We start from the raw sequence: 19,721 nt of genomic DNA, 5'->3' as shown, positions 1-19,721 counted from the left end.
TCTGATGACTGCCACCCTCGTCGCCAAGAACCTCGCCGCCGGCCACGGCGACCGCTCCCTGTTCACCGGACTCGACCTGGTCGTCGCGCCCGGCGACGTGATCGGCCTGGTCGGAGCCAACGGCGCGGGCAAGTCCACCCTGCTCAGGATGCTCGCCGGGCTCACCGCACCCGAACAGGGCGAACTGCGCCTGTCCCCGCCGGCCGCCACCGTCGGCCACCTCCCGCAGGAGCCGGACCGCCGGCCCGGCGAGACCGTACGGGCGTTCCTGGCCCGCCGCACCGGCGTCGCCGAGGCGCAGCGCACCATGGACGAGGCGACCCAGGCCCTCGTCGACGGGGCGCCCGGCGCCGACGACGCCTACGCCACCAGTCTGGAGCGCTGGCTCGGCCTCGGCGGCGCCGACCTCGACGAACGCGCGGAGGAGGTCGCCGACTCCCTCGGCCTCGCGGTCGGCCTGGACCAGCCGATGACGTCCTTGTCCGGCGGCCAGGCGGCCCGCGCCGGCCTCGCCTCCCTGCTGCTGTCCCGCTACGACGTCTTCCTCCTCGACGAGCCGACCAACGACCTCGACCTGGACGGCCTGGAGCGCCTCGAACGCTTCGTGAGCGGCCTGCGCGCCGGGACGGTGGTCGTCAGCCACGACCGCGAGTTCCTCACCCGCACCGTCACCAAGGTCCTCGAACTCGACCTCGTCCAGCGGCAGATCAACCTCTTCGGGGGTGGCTACGAGGCCTACCTGGAGGAGCGGGAGGTCGCCCGCCGGCACGCCCGCGACGAGTTCGAGGAGTACGCCGACAAGAAATCCGCCCTCCAGGACCGCGCGCAGATGCAGCGCTCCTGGATGGACAAGGGGGTCAAGAACGCGCGCCGCAAGGCGGGCAACGACAACGACAAGATCGGCCGCAAGTTCCGCAGCGAGGCCAGCGAGAAGCAGGCCGCGAAGGCCCGCCAGACCCAGCGCATGATCGAGCGCCTGGAGGTCGTCGAAGAGCCACGCAAGGAGTGGGAACTGCGCATGGAGATCGCGTCGGCCCCGCGCTCGGGCGCCGTCGTCGCGACCCTGCGGGACGCCGAGGTGCGCCGCGGCGGCTTCGTCCTCGGCCCCGTCTCCCTGCAGATCGACTGGGCGGACCGGGTGGCGGTGACGGGCGCGAACGGCGCAGGAAAGTCCACGCTGCTGGCCGCCCTCCTCGGCCGGGTCCCGCTGGACGCCGGGCACGCCGCGCTCGGCTCGGGCGTCCTGCTCGGCGAGGTCGACCAGGCCCGCAAGCTGTTCCACGGCGAGGAGTCACTGCTCGACGCCTTCCGCGCGGCCGTCCCGGACACCGAACCGGTCGAGATCCGCACCCTCCTGGCCAAGTTCGGCCTCAAGACGGACCACGTCCTGCGCCCCGCGGCGAGCCTCTCCCCGGGCGAGCGCACCCGCGCCGCCCTGGCGCTGCTCCAGGGCCGGGGCGTCAACCTCCTGGTCCTCGACGAGCCGACCAACCACCTCGACCTGCCGGCCATCGAGCAGCTGGAGTCCGCCCTCGACGCCTACGAGGGCACCCTCCTGCTGGTCACCCACGACCGCCGCATGCTGGACGCCGTGCACGTCACCCGCCGCCTGGAGGTGGCGGACGGCAAGGTGACCGAACGCTAAGGGGTCGTCAGGCGGGTGGCGAGGGAGGGGTAGTCCACGACGTAACCCTCCTCGTCGAACTCCAGGTCGCTCCGGAAGTCGCCGGAGGCGAAACGGACCCGCCCGGGCCCGAGATGCGTGTACGTCTGCCGCGACGGCCGCACCGCCAGGTCCGGCACCGAGACCCAGGCCATCAGGAACTCCCGCTCGCCGGGCACCCGGTGGAGCCCGTGCCGCAGCACCGGCATGGTGTTGGTGAGCGGGCACAGCCCGAGGTCGCAGTCGAGCGCTCCGCCGACCGCGGGGAGCGGCTCGCCGTCCGCGGTCCACCCACCGTGACCGTCGTGCCGCAGGTCGAGCGTGCGCAGCTCGCCCGCGGTCTCGGCGGTCACCCGCAGCCCACGGGTCACGAACCCGTCGGCCGTGTCGAGTTCGTACGTGACCCAGTACGGCTCGGGTTCGGTCCCTACGGCCCGCCCGCGCGCCCGCAGCACGCCGTTTCCGAGCTCGGTCCAAACAGTCTCGAACCCCTTGCTCGCGAACACTTCCCAGGTGATGGCGGACATGCCCTCACCCTAGGTCGAAAGGGAGCGAAGCTCCCCTTTCCAGGGGCGCGGGGAACTGCGCGACCAGCCACGACGGACCCGCAGCTCCCCACAACCCGAGAACCCATGGCGAACCGTCAGCGACGCCCGTCCTTCGGATCGGCCAGACCGGCCCGGCGCAAGGCGTCAGCCATCGCACTGTTGGCCGGCGGCGGCGCCTGACGCGAACCGCCACCACCGCCACGGCCACCACCACGCCCACCCTGCCGCTGCTGCGGCGGACGCCCACCCCGCTGCCGGCGCTCACCGGAGCCGCCCTGCTGCCCCTGCTGGGCCGCCTCGTCCTCCAGTCGCAGCGTCAGCGAGATCCGCTTGCGCGGGATGTCGACGTCGAGCACCTTCACCTTCACGATGTCCCCGGGCTTCACCACGTCCCTCGGGTCCTTCACGAACGTCTTCGACATCGCGGAGACGTGCACCAGTCCGTCCTGGTGGACACCGACGTCGACGAACGCCCCGAACGCGGCGACGTTCGTCACGACGCCCTCCAGGATCATCCCGGACGACAGGTCGGAGATCTTCTCCACGCCCTCCTTGAAGGCGGCCGTCCTGAAGGCCGGGCGCGGGTCGCGGCCCGGCTTCTCGAGCTCCTTCAGGATGTCGGTGACCGTCGGCAGGCCGAACGTGTCGTCCACGAAGTCCTGCGGCCTCAGCGAGCGCAGCACCCCGGTGTTGCCCACGAGCGAGGCGACCTCCTGCCCGGTGGTCTTCACCATGCGCCTCACCACCGGGTACGCCTCGGGGTGCACGCTCGACGCGTCCAGCGGGTCGTCACCGCCGCGGATCCGCAGGAAGCCCGCGCACTGCTCGTACGCCTTCGGGCCGAGCCGCGCCACCTTCTTCAGCTCACCGCGGGCCTTGAACGGCCCGTTCTGGTCCCGGTGCGCCACGATGTTCTCGGCGAGCCCGGAGGTGATGCCGGAGACCCGGGCGAGCAGCGGGGCCGACGCCGTGTTGACGTCCACGCCCACGCCGTTCACACAGTCCTCGACCACCGCGTCCAGCGAACGCGACAGCTTCACCTCGGACAGGTCGTGCTGGTACTGGCCGACGCCGATCGACTTGGGGTCGATCTTCACCAGCTCGGCCAGCGGGTCCTGGAGCCGGCGGGCGATCGACACGGCGCCGCGCAGCGACACGTCCATGTCGGGCAGCTCCTGCGAGGCGAAGGCGGACGCCGAGTACACGGACGCGCCGGCCTCGGACACCATCACCTTCGTGAGCTTCAGCTCCGGGTGCTTGGTGATCAGCTCCCCGGCGAGCTTGTCCGTCTCACGGGACGCGGTGCCGTTGCCGATGGCGACCAGCTCGACCGCGTGCTCCTTCGCGAGCCGGGCCAGCTTGGCGATGGCCTCGTCCCAGCGGTTGGCCGGGACGTGGGGGTGGATGACGTCCGTGGCGACGACCTTGCCGGTCGCGTCGACGACGGCGACCTTCACACCCGTGCGGAAACCGGGGTCCAGGCCGAGCGTCGCGCGCGTGCCCGCCGGGGCGGCGAGCAGCAGGTCGCGCAGGTTCGCCGCGAAGACCCGCACCGCCTCGTCCTCGGCGGCCGTGCGCAGCCGCAGCCGCAGGTCGATGCCGAGGTGGACGAGGATGCGGGTGCGCCACGCCCAGCGGACCGTGTCCTTCAGCCACTTGTCGCCGGGGCGGCCCCGGTCGGCGATCCCGAACTTGTGGGCGACGATCCCCTCGTACGAGGAGGGGCCGTCCGTCTGCTCCTCGGGCTCCAGGACGAGGTCGAGGACCTCCTCCTTCTCCCCGCGCAGCATCGCGAGGACGCGGTGCGAGGGCAGCTCGGTGAAGGGCTCGGCGAAGTCGAAGTAGTCGGCGAACTTCGCGCCCGCCTCCTCCTTGCCCTCCCGCACCTTGGCGGCCAGCCGCCCGCGCACCCACATGCGCTCGCGCAGTTCACCGATCAGGTCGGCGTCCTCCGAGAACCGCTCGGTGAGGATCGACCGGGCGCCGTCGAGGGCGGCCTGCGGATCGGCCACGCCCTTGTCGGCGTCGACGAACGCGGCGGCCGCGGCGAGGGGCTCGACGCCCGGGTCGCCGAGCAGACCCTCCGCCAGCGGCTCGAGCCCCGCCTCACGGGCGATCTGCGCCTTGGTGCGCCGCTTGGGCTTGAACGGCAGGTAGATGTCCTCCAGGCGCGCCTTCGTCTCGGCGCCCCGGATGCTCGCCTCCAGCTCCTCGGTGAGCTTGCCCTGCTCGCGCACCGACTCCAGGATCGCCGTCCGACGCTCCTCCAGCTCCCGGAGGTAACGCAGCCGCTCCTCGACGGTGCGCAGCTGCGCGTCGTCGAGCATCTCGGTCGCTTCCTTGCGGTAGCGGGCGATGAAGGGCACCGTAGAACCGCCGTCGAGCAGTTCCACGGCGGCCCTGACCTGCCGCTCCCGTACGCCGAGTTCCTCGGCGATCCTGCCTTCGATGGACACTGCGTTGATGGACCCGTTGGACCCGGGTGTCGTCACGATCCCGTACCGCCTTCTCCACTGAGGTTGCGCGGCAATTGTGGCAGGTGGCGCCGACACTCGGGGATCAGGGCGACACCCCGCAGGTCCGGGTCCCGGTCAGGCCCTGCGGGTGGAGGACGAGGCCCCGCCGAAGAGCCGGGCAAGCGCCCGGAAGGGCAGCGTCACGACGGTGGCGATGGCGCCGCCGATCTGGCGCAGCACGTCTGCGATAGCACGGAACACGGAATTCCCCTTTCTCAATCCCGGCCGCGCCGGCCGGTGGAGTGCGGGTACCTCATGAACGCGTCACTATGCGTCACCCTTTCCGATCAGGTCCGCGGGGAACGCCCCGGCCACGAGCGCCGCCTGCGCGAACACCCCGCCCAGCTCGGTCAGCCGGGCCACGCCCTCCGGTCCGAGGTGCTCGTACGGGGCGCGGTCCAGGCGGTCCGTCTCCTCCTCGATGTCCCGCCGCAGCGCGTCGCCCTGGTCGGTGAGGTCGCCGGACGCCGCCAGCAGCCCCCGCCCGCGCAGCCGTTCCACCGCCGCTTCCCACTCCTCCCGCCTCCAGCCACGGGTGGCGCACACCCACTTCGGGGCCATGCCCTTGCCCGTCGCCGTGTGGGTCACCATCGCCTCCAGCCCGTCCAGTCCCGCGGACATCAGGGCGGCCAGGTGCCCGTCGCCCCGGTGCTCGCGCAGCAGGGTCGCCGCGTGCCAGTAGGCGAGGTGCGGCTCCTCGGGAACGGGCAGATCGGCGTGGGCGGCGTACAGCGGCCGCGCCCCGCGCGAGCAGGCCTCGGCGGCGCGCAGCGCGAGCCGCGCGGCCTCGGCCATCTCCGCCGATGCCAGGGCCTCCTCGCCGAGCAGGCGGCGCAGCGTCGCGTCGACCGCACGCGCGCGTGCCGCCAGGACCTGCCCGGGTGCGGCGGTCTCCCACACCGCCGGCACGTGCCGGGCCACGAGCTCGTACTTGTAGTTGTAGAAGGCCGCCGTGACGGCCCCGGCCCCGACCGGTCCGAGGGCGGCGGCCCGCACGGCGAAGTTCACGGCACGCGGGTCGGTGACCCCGATGGCGCCCAGCTCCCGCCCCAGGTCGGGCGAGAAGTAGTGGGTCGCGTGCAGGGAGTTGAGCATGTTGTGGCAGCGTCGGCCGGCGCGCGGCTCCAGGGCGGCAGTCGTCATGCCCGGCAGGTTACCAACCGCTTGGTATGTCCTCTATGGCCCGGCGCCTCCTGGCAGGAAAGGTGGGGTACTCGTCCTTGCCGCCATACTCCGCTCCCGCGAAGAATCGACGGCATGGTGGTCCAGCGCACGGTTCTCGCCGTCCTCTTCGACGGCCTGCAGAGTCTCGACGTCACCGGGCCCGTGGAGGTCTTCGCGGGCGCGGAGCTGCTCGCGCCGGGCGCGTACGAGATCCGCACGGCGTCCCTGGACGGCGCGCCCGTGCGGACCACCAGCGGCCTGACCCTCGTACCCGACGGGTCCCTGACCACCGCGCCGGACCCGGACATCCTCATCGTCCCCGGCGGCACGGGCAGCCTGCGGCCCGACCCGCGCCTCGTGGCCTGGGTGCGCGAGCGGGGCCCGCGCGCCGGCCGCCTGGTCTCCGTGTGCACCGGCGCGGCCGTGCTGGCCGCGGCGGGCCTCCTGGACGGCCGTCGCGCCACGACCCACTGGGCGTACTGCGACCGGCTCGCCCGCGAGCACCCGGCCGTCGAGATCGACCCCGACCCCGTCTTCGTGCGCGACGGGCACATCGCCACCTCGGCCGGTGTCACCGCCGGCATCGACCTCGCCCTCGCCCTGGTCGAGGAGGACCTCGGCCGGGACGCCGCCCTCACCATCGCCCGCCACCTGGTGGTGTTCCTGCGCAGACCCGGCAACCAGGCCCAGTTCAGCGCCCAGCTCGCGGCCCAGACCGCACAGCGCGAGCCCCTGCGGGACGTCCAGCGCTGGATCACCGACCACCCGGACGCGGACCTCTGCGTCGAGACCCTCGCCGCCCGCGCCCGCCTCTCGCCCCGCCACTTCGCCCGCGCCTTCCGCGCCGAGACCGGCATGACACCGGGCCGCTACGTGGACCGCGTCCGCCTCGAACACGCCAGGCGCCTGCTGGAGGACACCGCCGGTGGCGTGGAGGAGATCGCCCGCAGCAGCGGCTACGGCACGCCCGAGGCCATGCGCCGGGCCTTCGTCAGGACCCTGGGAACGCCCCCGGCCGAGTACCGCCGCCGCTTCCGCCCGGCCACCACAACCTGAACCGCATCGACAGCAGCCGAACGAAGGGACCCCATGCAGATCGCCATCGTCCTCTACGACCGCTTCACCGCCCTCGACGCCGTCGGCCCCTACGAGACCCTCGGCCGGGTTCCGGGCGCGGAGACCGTCTTCGTCGCCGAGCAGGCCGGCCCCGTGCGCAACGACTCCGGGAACCTCGCGCTCACCGCCGACCGGGCCCTGGCCGACGTACCGCACCCCGACATCATCGTGGTCCCCGGCGGCCCGGGCCCCCTCCCGCTGGCCGCCGACGGGCCCCTGCTGACCTGGCTGCGCACGGCCGACGCGACCAGCACCTGGACGACGTCCGTGTGCACCGGCTCGCTGCTGCTCGCCGCCGCGGGACTCCTCGAGGGCCGCCGGGCGACGTCCCACTGGCTGGCCCTGGAGGAGCTGAAGCGCCACGGCGCCGAGCCGACGGGCGAGAGGGTCGTCACCGACGGCAAGTACGTGACCGCCGCCGGAGTCTCCTCGGGCATCGACATGGGCCTGACGCTCCTCGGCCGGATCGCCGGTGACGACCACGCCCGGCTCGTCCAGCTCGCCACCGAGTACGACCCCCAGCCGCCCTACGACGCCGGGTCACCCGCGAAGGCCCCCGCGCACCTCGTCGAGCTGCTCCGTTCGGACCTCGACCTCACCCTGACGTAGGCACGCTCCAGCCGAACCGCGGCTGCCTGCGCTCCAGGAACGCGGCGACACCCTCGGCGGTGTCGCCGCTCGCGCGCGCCTGCCCGGCCCAGTGCGCGTCCCGGTCCGTACGCCCGTCCGCGAACTCCTTGGCCGCCGCCTGCGTCAGCAGCGAACGCGACACCAGGACGCGGGTGAACTCGGCGACCCGCTTGCCGAGTTCGCCCTCGGGCAGCACCTCGTCCACCAGCCCCGTGCGCAGCGCCCGCTCCGCTTCGATCAGCTCACCGGAGAACAGCAGGTACTTGGCGGTGGCCGGCCCCACCAGCGACACCAGCCGCCGGGTCGAGGAGGCCGGGTAGACGATGCCGAGCTTCGCGGGCGTCACCCCGAACAGCGCCCCCTCCTCGGCGAATCGCAGATCACAGGCCGCCGCCAGCTGCGACCCGCCGCCCACGCAGTGACCCCGGATCGCGGCCAGGGTCGGCTTCGGGAACGCGGCCAGCGCCTCCTCGGCCCGCACGGCCAGCCCCTGCGCCTCCTCGGGCGAGCCGCGCAGCGTCGAGATGTCGGCCCCGGCGCAGAACGTGCCGCCCTCACCGGTCAGCACCAGCGCCCGTACGGCCGGGTCCCCCGCGAGCCCCTCCAGCAGGACGGGAAGGGAACGCCACATCGCGGTCGTCATGGCGTTGCGCTTCTCGGGATGGCGTATGACGACCGTCGCGACCGAGTCGGTCACGCGGTGCTCCAGCTGCGGCTCCATGCGCCGGATGCTATCCGGATGCCAAACCCGTACAACCCGAATAGTTCGCCGAGACGGCACAACAGGGACAGGACCAGTCCCACAACTGACCGTGTCATACGCCAACGGTCAGAAGCGCTCGATAGTTGCTGACTTCTGTTCAGTCCCGGGGTACGAGGCGCATCGTTACCAACACTCGGGGGGTGGCGACAATCGAGCGCGAGGGTGGCGACCGGACGATGGACGACGACGGGCGTGGGTTCGGTCCGCGCCCAGAGGGCGGCGCGGCGCCCCTCGGCCCCGGGCCCGCGGATCCGCTGCCGTACGAAGGGGTCTGGCGGTTCACCGCACCTGCGGTCGACGCCTCCGTCCCGCAGGCGCGGCACGCCGTACGGGACCTGCTGCTGCGTCAGGGCGTACCGGTCCCGGACGACCTGGCCCAGGGACTGCTGCTGATCGTCTCGGAGCTGGTGACGAACGCCGTGAAGCACGCGGCGGTGCTCTCACCGACGATCGCCGTCGAGCTGGCCGTCGGCGCCGAGTGGCTCCGGGTGTCCGTGGAGGACAACCACCCGTACCGGCCCACTGCCCTGGAGACCGACCACGGCCGGACCGGCGGGCGCGGACTGCTCCTGGTGCGCGAGATCACCCGGGAGGCGGGCGGTGTGTGCGAGGTCGAGTACACCGCGACCGGCGGCAAGGTGATCTGGGCCGCCCTGCCGCTCAAACCCGTGCGCTTCGCCTGATCCCCCGTTCGGTCAGGGCCCGGGTCACCAGCCGGCGGACGGGCCCGTCAGCTCCCTGATCGCCGGCCGGGCCGCGTCTAGGACGGTCATGAACCAGGACGAGAAGGTGTCCTTGGCGTGCCGCTCCGCCAGCTCCGGCGGGGTCACGAACACCGTCGACGCCACCTCCTCCGGGTCAGGCCGCACCACGGCCTGCACCATGCCGACGAAGAGGTGGTTGTACTCCTGCTCCACCAGGCCGGATTCCGGGTCCGGGTGGTTGTAGCGGACCGTGCCCGCCTCGGCCAGCAGGGACGGGGAGGCGCCGAGTTCCTCGAACGTACGCCGCGCCGCCGCCGCGAAGGGCGCCTCACCGGGGTAGGGGTGGCCGCAGCACGTGTTCGACCACACACCGGGGGAGTGGTACTTGCCCAGCGCGCGCTGCTGGAGCAGCAGCCGGCCGTACTCGTCGAAGAGGAACACCGAGAACGCGCGGTGCAGCCGGCCGGGCGGCTGGTGGGCGGCGAGCTTCTCCGCGGTGCCGATCGTCACGCCGTCCTCGTCGACCAGTTCCAGCAAAATCGCGTCTGCGGTGCCGTTCGACGGGTTGTGCGTCGCGGTGGCAGGTGTGATCGGCATACCCATCCTTCACATCGGTCTTCGCGCCCCAAGTCTGCCGTACGAATCCGGCACTCCCGGCACTTCGCGGCACACCCGCATGTCCCGCGCGGCGGCGCGGACCGCAGCCTTGCACCGGTCCGACGCCGGGAAAGGGACCCGGTAGATGATCGTGCCCGGCCGGACAGGCGGAAAATCGTCCATGCCGGAGCTGTGGGGCTCAGGACGCGGGCGCGCGGCGGAGGGTTGCGTTCCCCGGCGCACTCGCGGCGGAGTGCGCCCCACCTGCCCCATCCTGCCCCACACGCGTCGTGGGCGACCGCGTCAGTGACAGAGCCGCGCCTCGTGCTCGGCGTGCCCGCTCGGTTCCAGCTGGAAGGTGCAGTGCTCCACGTCGAAGTGGTCGCCGAGGCAGCCCTGGAGCTCGTGGAGCATCTTCTCGTGGCCTATCGCGTTCAGGGCCTCCGGGCTGACGACCACGTGCGCCGACAGCACCGGCATGCCCGAGGTGATCGTCCAGGCGTGCAGGTCGTGGACGTCCTCCACACCGTCCGTGGCGAGTATGTGCGAACGCACCTCCGCCATGTCGACCCCCTTGGGAGCGGCCTCCAGCAGCACGGAGAGCGTCTCGCGCAGCAGCTTCCACGTCCGGGGCGCGATCATCAGCGCGATGACGAGCGAGGCGATCGGGTCGGCCGCCTGCCAGCCCGTGAGCATGATCACCACGGACGAGACGATCACCGTCACCGAACCGAGGGCGTCGGCCGCGACCTCCAGGAACGCGCCGCGCACGTTCAGGCTCTCCTTCTGGCCGCGCATCAGCAGCGCCAGCGACACCAGGTTCGCGGCCAGACCGATCGCACCGAACAGCAGGGCCAGCCGGCCCTCGGTCTCCGCGGGTGTGATGAAGCGCTGGACCGACTCGTACACGACGTACCCGCCGGCCCCGAGCAGCAGCAGGCAGTTGGCCAGGGCGGCGAGGATCTCGGCGCGGGCGTAGCCGAAGGTGGCCTGCTCGCTGGGCGGGCGGTTCGCGAAGTGGATCGCGAGCAGCGCCATGCCGAGACCCAGGGCGTCCGTCGCCATGTGCGCGGAATCCGCGACGAGCGCGAGCGAGTCGGCGAGGGCCCCGCCGACGACCTGCACGACCACGATGCCGAGCGTGATCGCCAGCGCGATGCGCAGCCTGCCGCGGTACGCCGAGGTCGCCGTACCGCCGGCCGCCGCGCCGTGCGCGTGCCCGTGATCGTGCCCAGCCCCCATGAGAAGTCAGCCTCCCTGTGTCCGCCTGATCGTGCTCGGGGGCCCCAGTGAACTACGGGGAGGGGGTATGTGCAACGCGGCACTGAACACCGTTGTCATCTGCCCTGACCTGCGGAAACGATATGCAGGTCAGGGCGCCCTCAAGGGGTCAGGAGCCGTGGTGCAGCAGCCAGCCACGCCAGGCCGACTCGGTCATCTCGCGCACCCCGCGCCGGGCCGTCCAGCCGAGCTCCTCGGCCGCCCGGGCGGCCGAGGCCACCGCCCGGGGGGCGTCGCCGGGGCGTCGCCCTTCCACGAGCGGCGGCCGGCGGTCGCCGGTGACCTCGCCGATGACCGTGACGAGTTCGCGGACCGAGACGCCCTCTCCACGGCCGATGTTGACCGTCAGGTCACCCGTGACGCCGCCCTCGGCCAGCCGCCTGGCCGCCGCCAGGTGCGCCTCGGCCAGGTCGGCGACGTGGATGTAGTCACGGACGCAGGTGCCGTCCGGGGTCGGGTAGTCGTCGCCGAAGATCCTCGGCGCCTCGTCCCGGGTCAGCCGGTCGAAGACCATCGGGACGATGTTGAAGACGCCCGTGTCCGCCAGCTCCGGCGCGGCGGCCCCCGCCACGTTGAAATAGCGCAGACATACGGTGGAGATCCCGTGCGCCCGCCCCGCCGCCTGCACCAGCCATTCCCCGGCGAGCTTGGTCTCGCCGTAGGGGTTCACCGGCGCGCAGGGCGTGTCCTCCGTGATGAGGTCCACACCCGGGTCGCCGTACACCGCCGCCGACGACGAGAACACGAACCGCTCGATCCCCGCCTCGGCCACCGCGTCCAGCAGGGTCACCAGGCCGCCGACGTTCTCCCGGTAGTACCGCGTCGGCTGCGCGACGGACTCGGCGACCTGCTTGCGCGCCGCGAGATGCACCACACCCGTCACACCGTGCTCGCCGAGGACCCGCTTCAGCAGCTCCCCGTCCAGCGAGGAACCCCGCACGAGCGGGACCTCCGCCGGGAGCCGCGCGGGCACCCCGGCCGACAGGTCGTCCAGCGCGAGAACGCGCTCCCCGGCCTCGGCCATGGCCCTGGCCACATGTGCTCCGATATAGCCGGCACCGCCGGTGATCAGCCACGTCATGGTCGCCCACCCTATGCGGCCACGGCGACCGCCCCCGCAATGTCCCCGATGTCCGCTTAGGGAGCGCGGTTTGTGGGGCGGGCCCCGGATCCACGATGATGATCGCGGCAAAGGCTTGTGCGAACCACGTCGATCCAGCCGCCGAACGGGCGGTGAACGTGGCCGTCCCGGCATCCGATAGCCTCTGCCGACATGCCGCCCGGGAGCCACCGGAGAGGGCGCCCCCACCATGTACGTCACTGGCGCGGACGCGTCGGTATCCAGGGAGTGAATTCGGTTGTCGACCGCCATCCTCACCGGCCAGCCGGTCCCCGGATCGTCGATCGAGGCCGACCTGCGGTCCCTCGGGTTCGACCTCCGGATCGCGGCCGACGCCGCCGAGGCCGAGACCCTCCTCGCCGCGGTACCGGGCGACGAACGGGTCGCCCTGGTCGACGCCCGCTTCGTGGGGCACGTGCACGCGCTGCGCCTCGCCCTCACCGACCCCCGCTTCCCGCTCGCCGCGATCCCCGGCGCCGTCACCGCCCAGCCCGCCGGCCGCCAGGCGCTGACCCGGGCGATGGCCCGCGAGAACTCCGCCGGCGGCGGCACCACTCTGGTCGGCAGCAGTCTCGCCGACCGCATCCTCACCGCTCTCGACGCCGACGGCACCGCCGTGCACCGCCCCGAGCTGGGCACTCTCGTCGCCGCCGTCCCCGCCGACCCGCAGGCCCGCAACGAGGCCCGGCAGGCCGTGACCGACGTCGACGACGAAGCCGTACGGCTGAAGTCCGCCGTGAAAGCCCGCGACGGCTTCTTCACCACCTACTGCATCAGCCCGTACTCCCGCTACATCGCCCGCTGGTGCGCCCGCCGCGGCCTGACCCCGAACCAGGTCACGACCGCCTCCCTGCTCACCGCCCTCATAGCGGCGGCCTGCGCGGCCACCGGCACCCGCGGCGGGTTCGTCGCGGCCGGCGTCCTGCTGATCGCGTCCTTCGTGCTGGACTGCACCGACGGACAGCTCGCCCGCTACTCCCTGCAGTACTCCACGCTCGGCGCCTGGCTGGACGCCACCTTCGACCGGGCCAAGGAGTACGCCTACTACGCCGGCCTCGCGCTCGGAGCCGCCCGCGGCGGCGACGACGTCTGGGCACTGGCCCTCGGCGCGATGGTCCTGCAGACCTGCCGGCACGTCGTGGACTTCTCCTTCAACGAGGCCAACCACGACGCCACCGCCAACACCAGCCCCACCGCCGCCCTCTCCGACAAGCTCGACAGCGTCGGCTGGACGGTCTGGGTCCGGCGGATGATCGTCCTGCCCATCGGCGAGCGCTGGGCGATGATCGCCGTGCTCACGGCGGTCACCACCCCCCGCATCACCTTCTACGCGCTGCTCATCGGCTGCGCCTTCGCGGCGACGTACACCACAGCGGGCCGGGTGCTGCGCTCCCTGACGCGGAAGGCCAAGCGGACCGACCGGGCGGCCGGCGCCCTGGCCGACCTCGCCGACAGCGGCCCGCTCGCCCAGGGCTTCGCGGAGGCGCTCAAGAAGCCCGCCCGCAAGGTGCCGGGCTTCACCGCCCCCGTCGTCGCCCTGCTCGGCGGTCTCGCCGTCGTCCTCACCGCGGCGCTGACGGACTTCGGCGGCCCATGGCCGATCGTCGCCGCCGTGGCCTACGCCCTGACCTCGGGTCTCGCCGTCGCCCGCCCCCTCAAGGGCGCCCTCGACTGGCTGGTCCCCCCGTTCCTGCGCGCCGCCGAGTACGGCACCGTCCTGGTCCTGGCAGCGAAAGCGGACGTGAACGGAGCCCTTCCTGCGGCTTTCGGGCTGGTCGCCGCGGTCGCCTACCATCACTACGACACGGTCTACCGCATCCGCGGCGACGCCGGAGCGCCTCCCGCCTGGCTGGTGCGCTCCATCGGAGGGCACGAAGGACGGACACTGCTCGTCACCGTCCTCGCCGCACTGCTCACCGCCTCGCAGTTCACGGTCGCGCTCACGGCACTGGCCGTGGCCGTGGCCCTGGTGGTGCTCGTCGAGAGCATCCGCTTCTGGGTCGCCGCCCACAAGGGTGGCGCACCCGCCGTACACGATGAAGGAGAAACCGCATGATCGGCCTCGTGCTCGCGGCCGGCGCCGGACGGCGTCTGCGCCCCTACACCGACAGCCTCCCCAAGGCACTGGTGCCGGTGGGCCCCGCGGGCATAGAAGGCGAACCCACGGTGCTCGACCTGACCCTCGGCAACTTCGCCGAGATCGGTCTCACCGAGGTCGCGGTCATCGTCGGCTACCGCAAGGAAGCCGTGTACGCGCGCAAGGAGGCGCTGGAGGCCAAGTACGGCCTCAAGCTCACCCTCATCGACAACGACAAGGCCGAGGAGTGGAACAACGCCTACTCCCTGTGGTGCGGGCGTGACGCCCTCAAGGACGGGGTGATCCTCGCCAACGGCGACACCGTCCACCCGGTCTCCGTCGAGAAGACGCTGCTCGCCGCCCGCGGCGACGGCAAGAAGATCATCCTCGCGCTGGACACGGTCAAGGACCTGGCCGACGAGGAGATGAAGGTCGTCGTCGACCCCGAGAAGGGCATGACGAAGATCACCAAGCTGATGGATCCCGCCGAGGCCACCGGCGAGTACATCGGCGTGACGCTGATCGAGGGCGACGCCGCCCCCGAGCTGGCCGACGCGCTCAAGGCCGTGTGGGAGACCGACCCGCAGCAGTTCTACGAGCACGGTTACCAGGAGCTGGTCAACCGCGGCTTCCGCATCGACGTGGCGCCGATCGGCGACGTCAAGTGGGTGGAGATCGACAACCACGACGATCTCGCCCGCGGACGGGAGATCGCGTGCCAGTACTGACCCGGCTCATCCCCTCCCCGCTCGTCGTCGACATCCGCCCGGGTGCCCTCGACGACCTGGCGTGCGTCCTCGCCGACGAGCGCATCTCGCACTCCGGCCGCCTCGCCGTCGCCGTCAGCGGCGGCTCCGGCGCCAAGCTGCGCGAGCGCATCTCGCCGAGCATGCCCGGCGCCACCTGGTACGAGGTCGGCGGCGGAACCCTCGACGACGCGGTCCGGCTGGCGAGCGACATAAAGGCCGGCCACTTCGACGCGGTCGTCGGCCTCGGCGGCGGCAAGATCATCGACTGCGCCAAGTTCGCCGCGGCACGCGTCGGCCTGCCCCTGGTCGCCGTGCCCACGAACCTCGCGCACGACGGCCTGTGCTCGCCGGTCGCCACCCTCGACAACGACGCGGGCCGCGGCTCCTACGGCGTGCCGAACCCCATCGCGGTCGTCATCGACCTGGACGTCATCCGCGAGGCCCCGGTGCGCTACGTGCGCGCGGGCATCGGTGACGCGATCTCCAACATCAACGCGATCGCCGACTGGGAACTGGCCAACCGCGTCAAGGACGAGAAGATCGACGGACTCGCCGCCGCCATGGCCCGCCAGGCGGGCGAGGCGGTGCTCCGGCACCCGGGCGGGGTCGGCGACAACGACTTCCTCCAGGTCCTCGCCGAAGCGCTCGTCCTCACCGGCATCGCGATGTCGATCTCGGGCGACTCGCGGCCGGCTTCGGGGTCGTGCCACGAGATCAACCACGCCTTCGACCTGCTGTTCCCCAAACGCGCCGCTGCCCACGGCGAGCAGTGCGGTCTCGGCGCGGCCTTCGCGATGTGGCTGCGCGGCGCGCACGACGAGTCGGCCTACATGGCCGAGGTGCTCCGCCGGCACGGCCTGCCCGTGCTGCCGGACGAGATCGGCTTCACGACGGACGAGTTCGTCAAGGCCGTCGAGTTCGCCCCGGAGACCCGCCCCGGCCGCTACACCATCCTCGAACACCTCGACCTGAACACCGAACAGATCAAGGACACATACGCCGACTATGTCAAGGCCATCGGTAGCTGAACTCCGCCCCGTCGTTCACCCCGCGGGGGTGAAGGACCGGCGCAGCGGTGAGCACTGGATGGGACGCCTCTACATGCGTGAGGTGTCCCTGCGGGTCGACCGTTACCTGGTCAACACCAGGGTCACGCCCAACCAGCTCACCTACCTGATGACCGTCTTCGGTGTGCTCGCGGCCCCGGCCCTGCTCGTGCCGGGGATCACGGGCGCCGTCCTCGGCGTGGTGTGCGTCCAGATGTACCTGCTGCTGGACTGCGTCGACGGCGAGATCGCCCGCTGGAAGAAGCAGTACTCGCTCAACGGCGTCTACCTGGACCGCGTCGGCGCCTACCTCACCGACGCCGCGGTGCTCACCGGCTTCGGCCTGCGCGCCGCCGACCTGTGGGGCACCGGCCGCATCGACTGGCTGTGGGCCTTCCTCGGCACCCTGGCCGCCCTCGGCGCCATCCTGATCAAGGCGGAGACCGACCTCGTCGGCGTCGCCCGGCACCAGGCCGGCAAGCCTCCCGTGAAGGAGGCCGCCTCCGAGATGCGCTCCTCCGGCATGGCGCTGGCCCGCAGGGCCGCCGGCGCCCTGAAGTTCCACCGCCTCATCCTCGGCATCGAGGCGTCCCTGCTGATCCTCGTGCTGGCGATCGCCGACCAGGCCCGCGGCGACCTGTTCTTCTCCCGCCTCGGCGTCGCGGTGCTGGCCGGCATCGCGCTGGTGCAGACGCTGCTGCATCTGGTGTCCATCCTCGCCTCCAGCAGGCTGAAGTGAGCGGCATGAAGGTCGGCGCCGTCATCATCACCATGGGCAACCGGCCCGAGGAACTGCGCGCCCTGCTGGACTCCGTCGCCAAGCAGGACGGCGACCGGGTCGAGGTGGTCGTCGTCGGCAACGGCTCGCCCGTCCCGGACGTCCCCGAGGGCGTCCGCACCATCGAGCTCCCCGAGAACCTCGGCATCCCCGGCGGCCGCAACGTCGGCATCGAGGCCTTCGGCCCGGCCGGCCGGGACGTCGACATCCTGCTCTTCCTGGACGACGACGGACTGCTCGCGAGCCACGACACCGCCGAGCTGTGCCGCGAGGCGTTCGAGGCCGACCCGAAGCTCGGCATCGTGAGTTTCCGCATAGCCGACCCCGAGACCGGCGTCACCCAGCGCCGCCACGTCCCCCGGCTGCGCGCCTCCGACCCGATGCGCTCCTCGCGCGTGACCACGTTCCTCGGCGGCGCCAACGCCGTCCGCACCCGCGTCTTCGCCGACGTCGGGGGACTCCCGGACGCGTTCTTCTACGCCCACGAGGAAACCGACCTGGCATGGCGGGCCCTCGACGCGGGCTGGATGATCGACTACCGGTCCGACATGGTGCTGTACCACCCGACGACCGCTCCCTCGCGGCACGCGGTCTACCACCGCATGGTCGCCCGCAACCGCGTCTGGCTGGCCCGCCGCAACCTCCCCGTGCCGCTCGTCCCGGTCTACCTCGGCGTGTGGCTGCTGCTCACCCTGCTGCGCCGTCCCTCCCGCAGCGCGCTGCGGGCCTGGTTCGGCGGATTCCGCGAAGGCTGGACCACCTCGTGCGGGCCCCGCCGGCCCATGAAGTGGCGTACGGTGTGGCGGCTGACCCGGCTGGGCCGGCCCCCCGTCATCTGACAAGCTCGTATCCGGCGATATCCGGGAGCCCCCGGGCCGTACCCTGGCCCCGGCTCATGCCAGACCCCGGCACAGGCCGAGCATCTCGAAGACGAAAGTTTCCACTAGTGAGTGAGACAACGCACGACGCCACGGTCGCGGTGAGCGCGCCCGCGGCGCCCGACGAGGGCCTCACGGCGAAAGAACTCGCCGCCAAGCACGGGCTGACCGTCAGCGGCGCCCGGCCGTCCCTCATCGAGTACGTCCGTCAGCTGTGGGACCGGCGGCACTTCATCCTCGCCTTCTCCCGCGCGAAGCTGACCGCCCAGTACAGCCAGGCCAAGCTCGGCCAGCTGTGGCAGGTGGCCACGCCGCTGCTGAACGCGGCCGTGTACTTCTTCATCTTCGGCCTGCTGCTGGAGGCCGACCGGGGCATGTCCCGTGAGGTGTACATCCCGTTCCTGGTCACGGGCGTGTTCGTGTTCACCTTCACGCAGAGCTCGGTCATGGCGGGCGTGCGCGCGATCTCCGGCAATCTCGGCCTGGTCCGCGCCCTGCACTTCCCGCGGGCCTCGCTGCCGGTCTCCTTCGCGCTGCAGCAGCTCCAGCAGCTGCTGTTCTCGATGATCGTGCTGTTCGCCATCACGATCGGCTTCGGCCACTACCCGGACCTGTCCTGGCTGCTGATCGTGCCGGTGCTGGTCCTGCAGTTCTGCTTCAACACCGGCCTCGCGCTGATCATGGCCAGGGCGGGCGCCAAGACCCCGGACCTCGCGCAGCTGATGCCGTTCGTGATGCGGACGTGGATGTACGCCTCCGGCGTGATGTTCTCCATCCCGATCTTCCTGGCGGACAAGCCGGCCTGGATCGCGAACGTCCTGCAGTGGAACCCGGCCGCGATCTACATGGACCTGATGCGCTTCGCCCTCATCGACGACTACAGCTCGAAGTTCCTCCCCGACCACGTGTGGGCGGCCGCGGGCGCCTGGGCGGTGCTCTTCGCGCTGGGCGGTTTCGTGTACTTCTGGAAGGCGGAGGAGAGGTACGGCCGTGGCTGAGCAGCAGCAGGACGCACGCGTCCCCACCGTCGTCGCGGACGATCTGCACATCGTCTACCGCGTCAACGGCGCCAAGACCGGCAAGGGCAGCGCCACGGCCGCCCTCAGCCGCATCATCAAGCGGGGCGAGGAGCGGGGCGTGCGCAAGGTGCACGCCGTGCGCGGCGTCTCCTTCGTGGCGTACCGCGGCGAGGCCATCGGCCTGATCGGCTCCAACGGCTCCGGCAAGTCGACCCTGCTGCGGGCCATCGCCGGTCTCCTGCCCGCCGAGCAGGGCAAGGTCTACACCGACGGCCAGCCCTCGCTGCTCGGCGTCAACGCGGCCCTGATGAACGACCTCACCGGCGAACGCAACGTCATATTGGGCGGGCTCGCCATGGGCATGTCCCGCGAGGAGATCAAGGAGCGTTACCAGGACATCGTCGACTTCTCCGGCATCAACGAGAAGGGCGACTTCATCACCCTGCCCATGCGCACCTACTCCTCGGGCATGGCGGCCCGGCTCCGCTTCTCCATCGCCGCGGCCAAGGACCATGACGTCCTGATGATCGACGAGGCCCTGGCGACCGGCGACCGGAAGTTCCAGAAGCGCTCCGAGGACCGCATCCGGGAGCTGCGCAAGGAAGCGGGCACGGTGTTTCTGGTCAGCCACAACAACAAGTCCATCCGCGACACCTGCAACCGCGTCCTGTGGCTGGAGCGCGGCGAGCTGCGCATGGACGGCCCCACCGACGAGGTGCTCAAGGAGTACGAGAAGTTCACGGGCAAGTAGCCCGATGCGGACAGGGCCCCGGCGGAACTGCTCCGGCGGGGCCCCGCGTCTGCAAAGGAAACGTCAACTCCGGCCCATCTCAGGAATCTTGGGGCCAATCGGTGTGTTGTCGTGATGTGCGGTACACCCTGACGAACCGTGTCGCGTTGTACAACGTAAGCTGTACCGGTCCCGAAACGCGGCAATCAGGGCAATAATGCGCGACACCGCCCGTCGGGCCACCGTGCGGACGGCTGGGCGGCGTGTCCGAAATAGTGCGTATTGGGTCGGCAGTGTAGAACGGGAGATGTGACGGCGATGGCTTCGGAAACTCCCCAGCTC

The 19,721-nt window shown here is 71.7% G+C and carries 19 protein-coding genes; 11 read left to right on the top strand and 8 right to left on the bottom strand.

The window, feature by feature from the left end:
• Positions 1–4: 4 nt before the first annotated feature.
• Positions 5–1,645 carry an ABC-F family ATP-binding cassette domain-containing protein gene (locus HNR57_RS01685; protein ID WP_184554815.1) on the top strand — a complete coding sequence of 547 codons (1,641 nt, stop codon included), beginning with the start codon at positions 5–7 and terminating at the stop codon, positions 1,643–1,645.
• On the opposite strand, the gene HNR57_RS01680 is transcribed toward HNR57_RS01685, so the two are convergent.
• The 4 genes from HNR57_RS01680 to HNR57_RS01670 form a co-directional block, all read right to left on the bottom strand.
• Positions 1,642–2,190 carry a putative glycolipid-binding domain-containing protein gene (locus HNR57_RS01680; protein WP_184554812.1) on the bottom strand — a complete coding sequence of 183 codons (549 nt, stop codon included), beginning with the start codon at positions 2,188–2,190 and terminating at the stop codon, positions 1,642–1,644. The genes HNR57_RS01685 and HNR57_RS01680 overlap by 4 nt on opposite strands.
• A gap of 116 nt (positions 2,191–2,306) precedes the next feature.
• Positions 2,307–4,703, bottom strand: a complete 2,397-nt coding sequence (locus tag HNR57_RS01675; protein ID WP_184554809.1) for a Tex family protein — start codon at positions 4,701–4,703, stop codon at positions 2,307–2,309.
• Positions 4,704–4,802: 99 nt separating this feature from the next.
• Positions 4,803–4,928 carry an LPFR motif small protein gene (locus HNR57_RS40215; protein ID WP_267889763.1) on the bottom strand — a complete coding sequence of 42 codons (126 nt, stop codon included), beginning with the start codon at positions 4,926–4,928 and terminating at the stop codon, positions 4,803–4,805.
• A gap of 66 nt (positions 4,929–4,994) precedes the next feature.
• On the bottom strand, positions 4,995–5,870 hold the full coding sequence (locus tag HNR57_RS01670; protein WP_184554806.1) for an SCO6745 family protein: 876 nt from the start codon (positions 5,868–5,870) through the stop codon (positions 4,995–4,997).
• 117 nt (positions 5,871–5,987) lie between these two features.
• Here HNR57_RS01670 and HNR57_RS01665 point away from each other — a divergent pair, with 117 nt between their 5' ends.
• Both HNR57_RS01665 and HNR57_RS01660 read left to right on the top strand, forming a co-directional pair.
• Entirely contained in the window at positions 5,988–6,947 is a 960-nt protein-coding gene (locus HNR57_RS01665) for a GlxA family transcriptional regulator (protein WP_184556495.1), read from the top strand.
• Between the two features lie 33 nt (positions 6,948–6,980).
• On the top strand, positions 6,981–7,616 hold the full coding sequence (locus tag HNR57_RS01660) for a DJ-1/PfpI family protein (protein WP_184554803.1): 636 nt from the start codon (positions 6,981–6,983) through the stop codon (positions 7,614–7,616).
• Here the strand turns inward: HNR57_RS01660 and HNR57_RS01655 are convergent.
• Entirely contained in the window at positions 7,603–8,358 is a 756-nt protein-coding gene (locus HNR57_RS01655; RefSeq protein WP_184554800.1) for an enoyl-CoA hydratase/isomerase family protein, read from the bottom strand. The two genes, HNR57_RS01660 and HNR57_RS01655, sit on opposite strands and share 14 nt — an antisense overlap.
• A 218-nt stretch (positions 8,359–8,576) precedes the next feature.
• Between HNR57_RS01655 and HNR57_RS01650 the strand changes: the two genes are divergently transcribed.
• Positions 8,577–9,083 carry an ATP-binding protein gene (locus HNR57_RS01650; RefSeq protein WP_184556492.1) on the top strand — a complete coding sequence of 169 codons (507 nt, stop codon included), beginning with the start codon at positions 8,577–8,579 and terminating at the stop codon, positions 9,081–9,083.
• A 24-nt stretch (positions 9,084–9,107) separates the two neighbouring features.
• On the opposite strand, the gene idi is transcribed toward HNR57_RS01650, so the two are convergent.
• The 3 genes from idi to galE all read right to left on the bottom strand — a co-directional run bounded on the left by idi (position 9,108) and on the right by galE (position 12,063).
• Complete coding sequence (idi, locus tag HNR57_RS01645; RefSeq protein WP_184554797.1) at positions 9,108–9,701, bottom strand: isopentenyl-diphosphate Delta-isomerase; 594 nt, start codon at positions 9,699–9,701, stop codon at positions 9,108–9,110.
• A 303-nt stretch (positions 9,702–10,004) separates the two neighbouring features.
• Positions 10,005–10,943 (bottom strand): cation diffusion facilitator family transporter, encoded by a 939-nt coding sequence (locus HNR57_RS01640; protein ID WP_184554794.1) that lies wholly within the window; start codon positions 10,941–10,943, stop codon positions 10,005–10,007.
• Positions 10,944–11,091: 148 nt separating this feature from the next.
• Entirely contained in the window at positions 11,092–12,063 is a 972-nt protein-coding gene (gene galE / locus HNR57_RS01635; RefSeq protein WP_184554791.1) for a UDP-glucose 4-epimerase GalE, read from the bottom strand.
• A 277-nt stretch (positions 12,064–12,340) separates the two neighbouring features.
• On the opposite strand from galE, the gene HNR57_RS01630 reads away from it, so the two are divergent.
• The 7 genes from HNR57_RS01630 to HNR57_RS01600 all read left to right on the top strand — a co-directional run bounded on the left by HNR57_RS01630 (position 12,341) and on the right by HNR57_RS01600 (position 19,400).
• The gene (locus HNR57_RS01630; RefSeq protein WP_184554789.1) at positions 12,341–14,158 is read left to right on the top strand and encodes a DUF5941 domain-containing protein; all 1,818 of its coding nucleotides are present in this window, start codon (positions 12,341–12,343) and stop codon (positions 14,156–14,158) included.
• Positions 14,155–14,907 carry a phosphocholine cytidylyltransferase family protein gene (locus tag HNR57_RS01625; protein ID WP_062930342.1) on the top strand — a complete coding sequence of 251 codons (753 nt, stop codon included), beginning with the start codon at positions 14,155–14,157 and terminating at the stop codon, positions 14,905–14,907. The genes HNR57_RS01630 and HNR57_RS01625 overlap by 4 nt, the downstream gene beginning before the upstream one ends.
• Entirely contained in the window at positions 14,895–15,956 is a 1,062-nt protein-coding gene (locus HNR57_RS01620) for an iron-containing alcohol dehydrogenase family protein (RefSeq protein WP_184554786.1), read from the top strand. Before HNR57_RS01625 ends, HNR57_RS01620 begins: the two co-directional genes overlap by 13 nt.
• Complete coding sequence (locus HNR57_RS01615) at positions 15,934–16,713, top strand: CDP-alcohol phosphatidyltransferase family protein (protein ID WP_184554781.1); 780 nt, start codon at positions 15,934–15,936, stop codon at positions 16,711–16,713. Before HNR57_RS01620 ends, HNR57_RS01615 begins: the two co-directional genes overlap by 23 nt.
• Positions 16,714–16,718: 5 nt before the next feature.
• Positions 16,719–17,591, top strand: a complete 873-nt coding sequence (locus HNR57_RS01610) for a glycosyltransferase family 2 protein (RefSeq protein ID WP_184556489.1) — start codon at positions 16,719–16,721, stop codon at positions 17,589–17,591.
• Positions 17,592–17,698: 107 nt separating this feature from the next.
• A complete protein-coding gene (locus tag HNR57_RS01605; protein ID WP_184554779.1) occupies positions 17,699–18,628 on the top strand; it encodes an ABC transporter permease in 930 nt (309 codons plus the stop codon).
• Positions 18,621–19,400, top strand: coding sequence for an ABC transporter ATP-binding protein (locus HNR57_RS01600; RefSeq protein WP_184554776.1), 780 nt, complete (start codon positions 18,621–18,623; stop codon positions 19,398–19,400). Before HNR57_RS01605 ends, HNR57_RS01600 begins: the two co-directional genes overlap by 8 nt.
• Positions 19,401–19,721 lie beyond the last annotated feature (321 nt).

The organism is Streptomyces paradoxus (assembly GCF_014202475.1).
GTDB lineage: Bacteria > Actinomycetota > Actinomycetes > Streptomycetales > Streptomycetaceae > Streptomyces > Streptomyces paradoxus.
The sequence above is the reverse complement of the archived record's forward strand: the minus strand, read 5'-3'. Positions and strand labels throughout refer to the sequence as shown.

Bases quoted from the DNA above. Each gene is read 5' to 3' on its own strand.
- HNR57_RS01685 (WP_184554815.1), top strand. From the start codon at position 5: ATGACTGCCACCCTCGTCGCCAAGAACCTCGCCGCCGGCCACGGCGAC.
- HNR57_RS01680 (WP_184554812.1), bottom strand. From the start codon at position 2,190: ATGTCCGCCATCACCTGGGAAGTGTTCGCGAGCAAGGGGTTCGAGACT.
- HNR57_RS01670 (WP_184554806.1), bottom strand. From the start codon at position 5,870: ATGACGACTGCCGCCCTGGAGCCGCGCGCCGGCCGACGCTGCCACAAC.
- HNR57_RS01660 (WP_184554803.1), top strand. From the start codon at position 6,981: ATGCAGATCGCCATCGTCCTCTACGACCGCTTCACCGCCCTCGACGCC.
- HNR57_RS01655 (WP_184554800.1), bottom strand. From the start codon at position 8,358: ATGGAGCCGCAGCTGGAGCACCGCGTGACCGACTCGGTCGCGACGGTC.
- HNR57_RS01650 (WP_184556492.1), top strand. From the start codon at position 8,577: ATGGACGACGACGGGCGTGGGTTCGGTCCGCGCCCAGAGGGCGGCGCG.
- idi (WP_184554797.1), bottom strand. From the start codon at position 9,701: ATGCCGATCACACCTGCCACCGCGACGCACAACCCGTCGAACGGCACC.
- HNR57_RS01640 (WP_184554794.1), bottom strand. From the start codon at position 10,943: ATGGGGGCTGGGCACGATCACGGGCACGCGCACGGCGCGGCGGCCGGC.
- galE (WP_184554791.1), bottom strand. From the start codon at position 12,063: ATGACGTGGCTGATCACCGGCGGTGCCGGCTATATCGGAGCACATGTG.
- HNR57_RS01625 (WP_062930342.1), top strand. From the start codon at position 14,155: ATGATCGGCCTCGTGCTCGCGGCCGGCGCCGGACGGCGTCTGCGCCCC.
- HNR57_RS01615 (WP_184554781.1), top strand. From the start codon at position 15,934: ATGTCAAGGCCATCGGTAGCTGAACTCCGCCCCGTCGTTCACCCCGCG.
- HNR57_RS01610 (WP_184556489.1), top strand. From the start codon at position 16,719: ATGAAGGTCGGCGCCGTCATCATCACCATGGGCAACCGGCCCGAGGAA.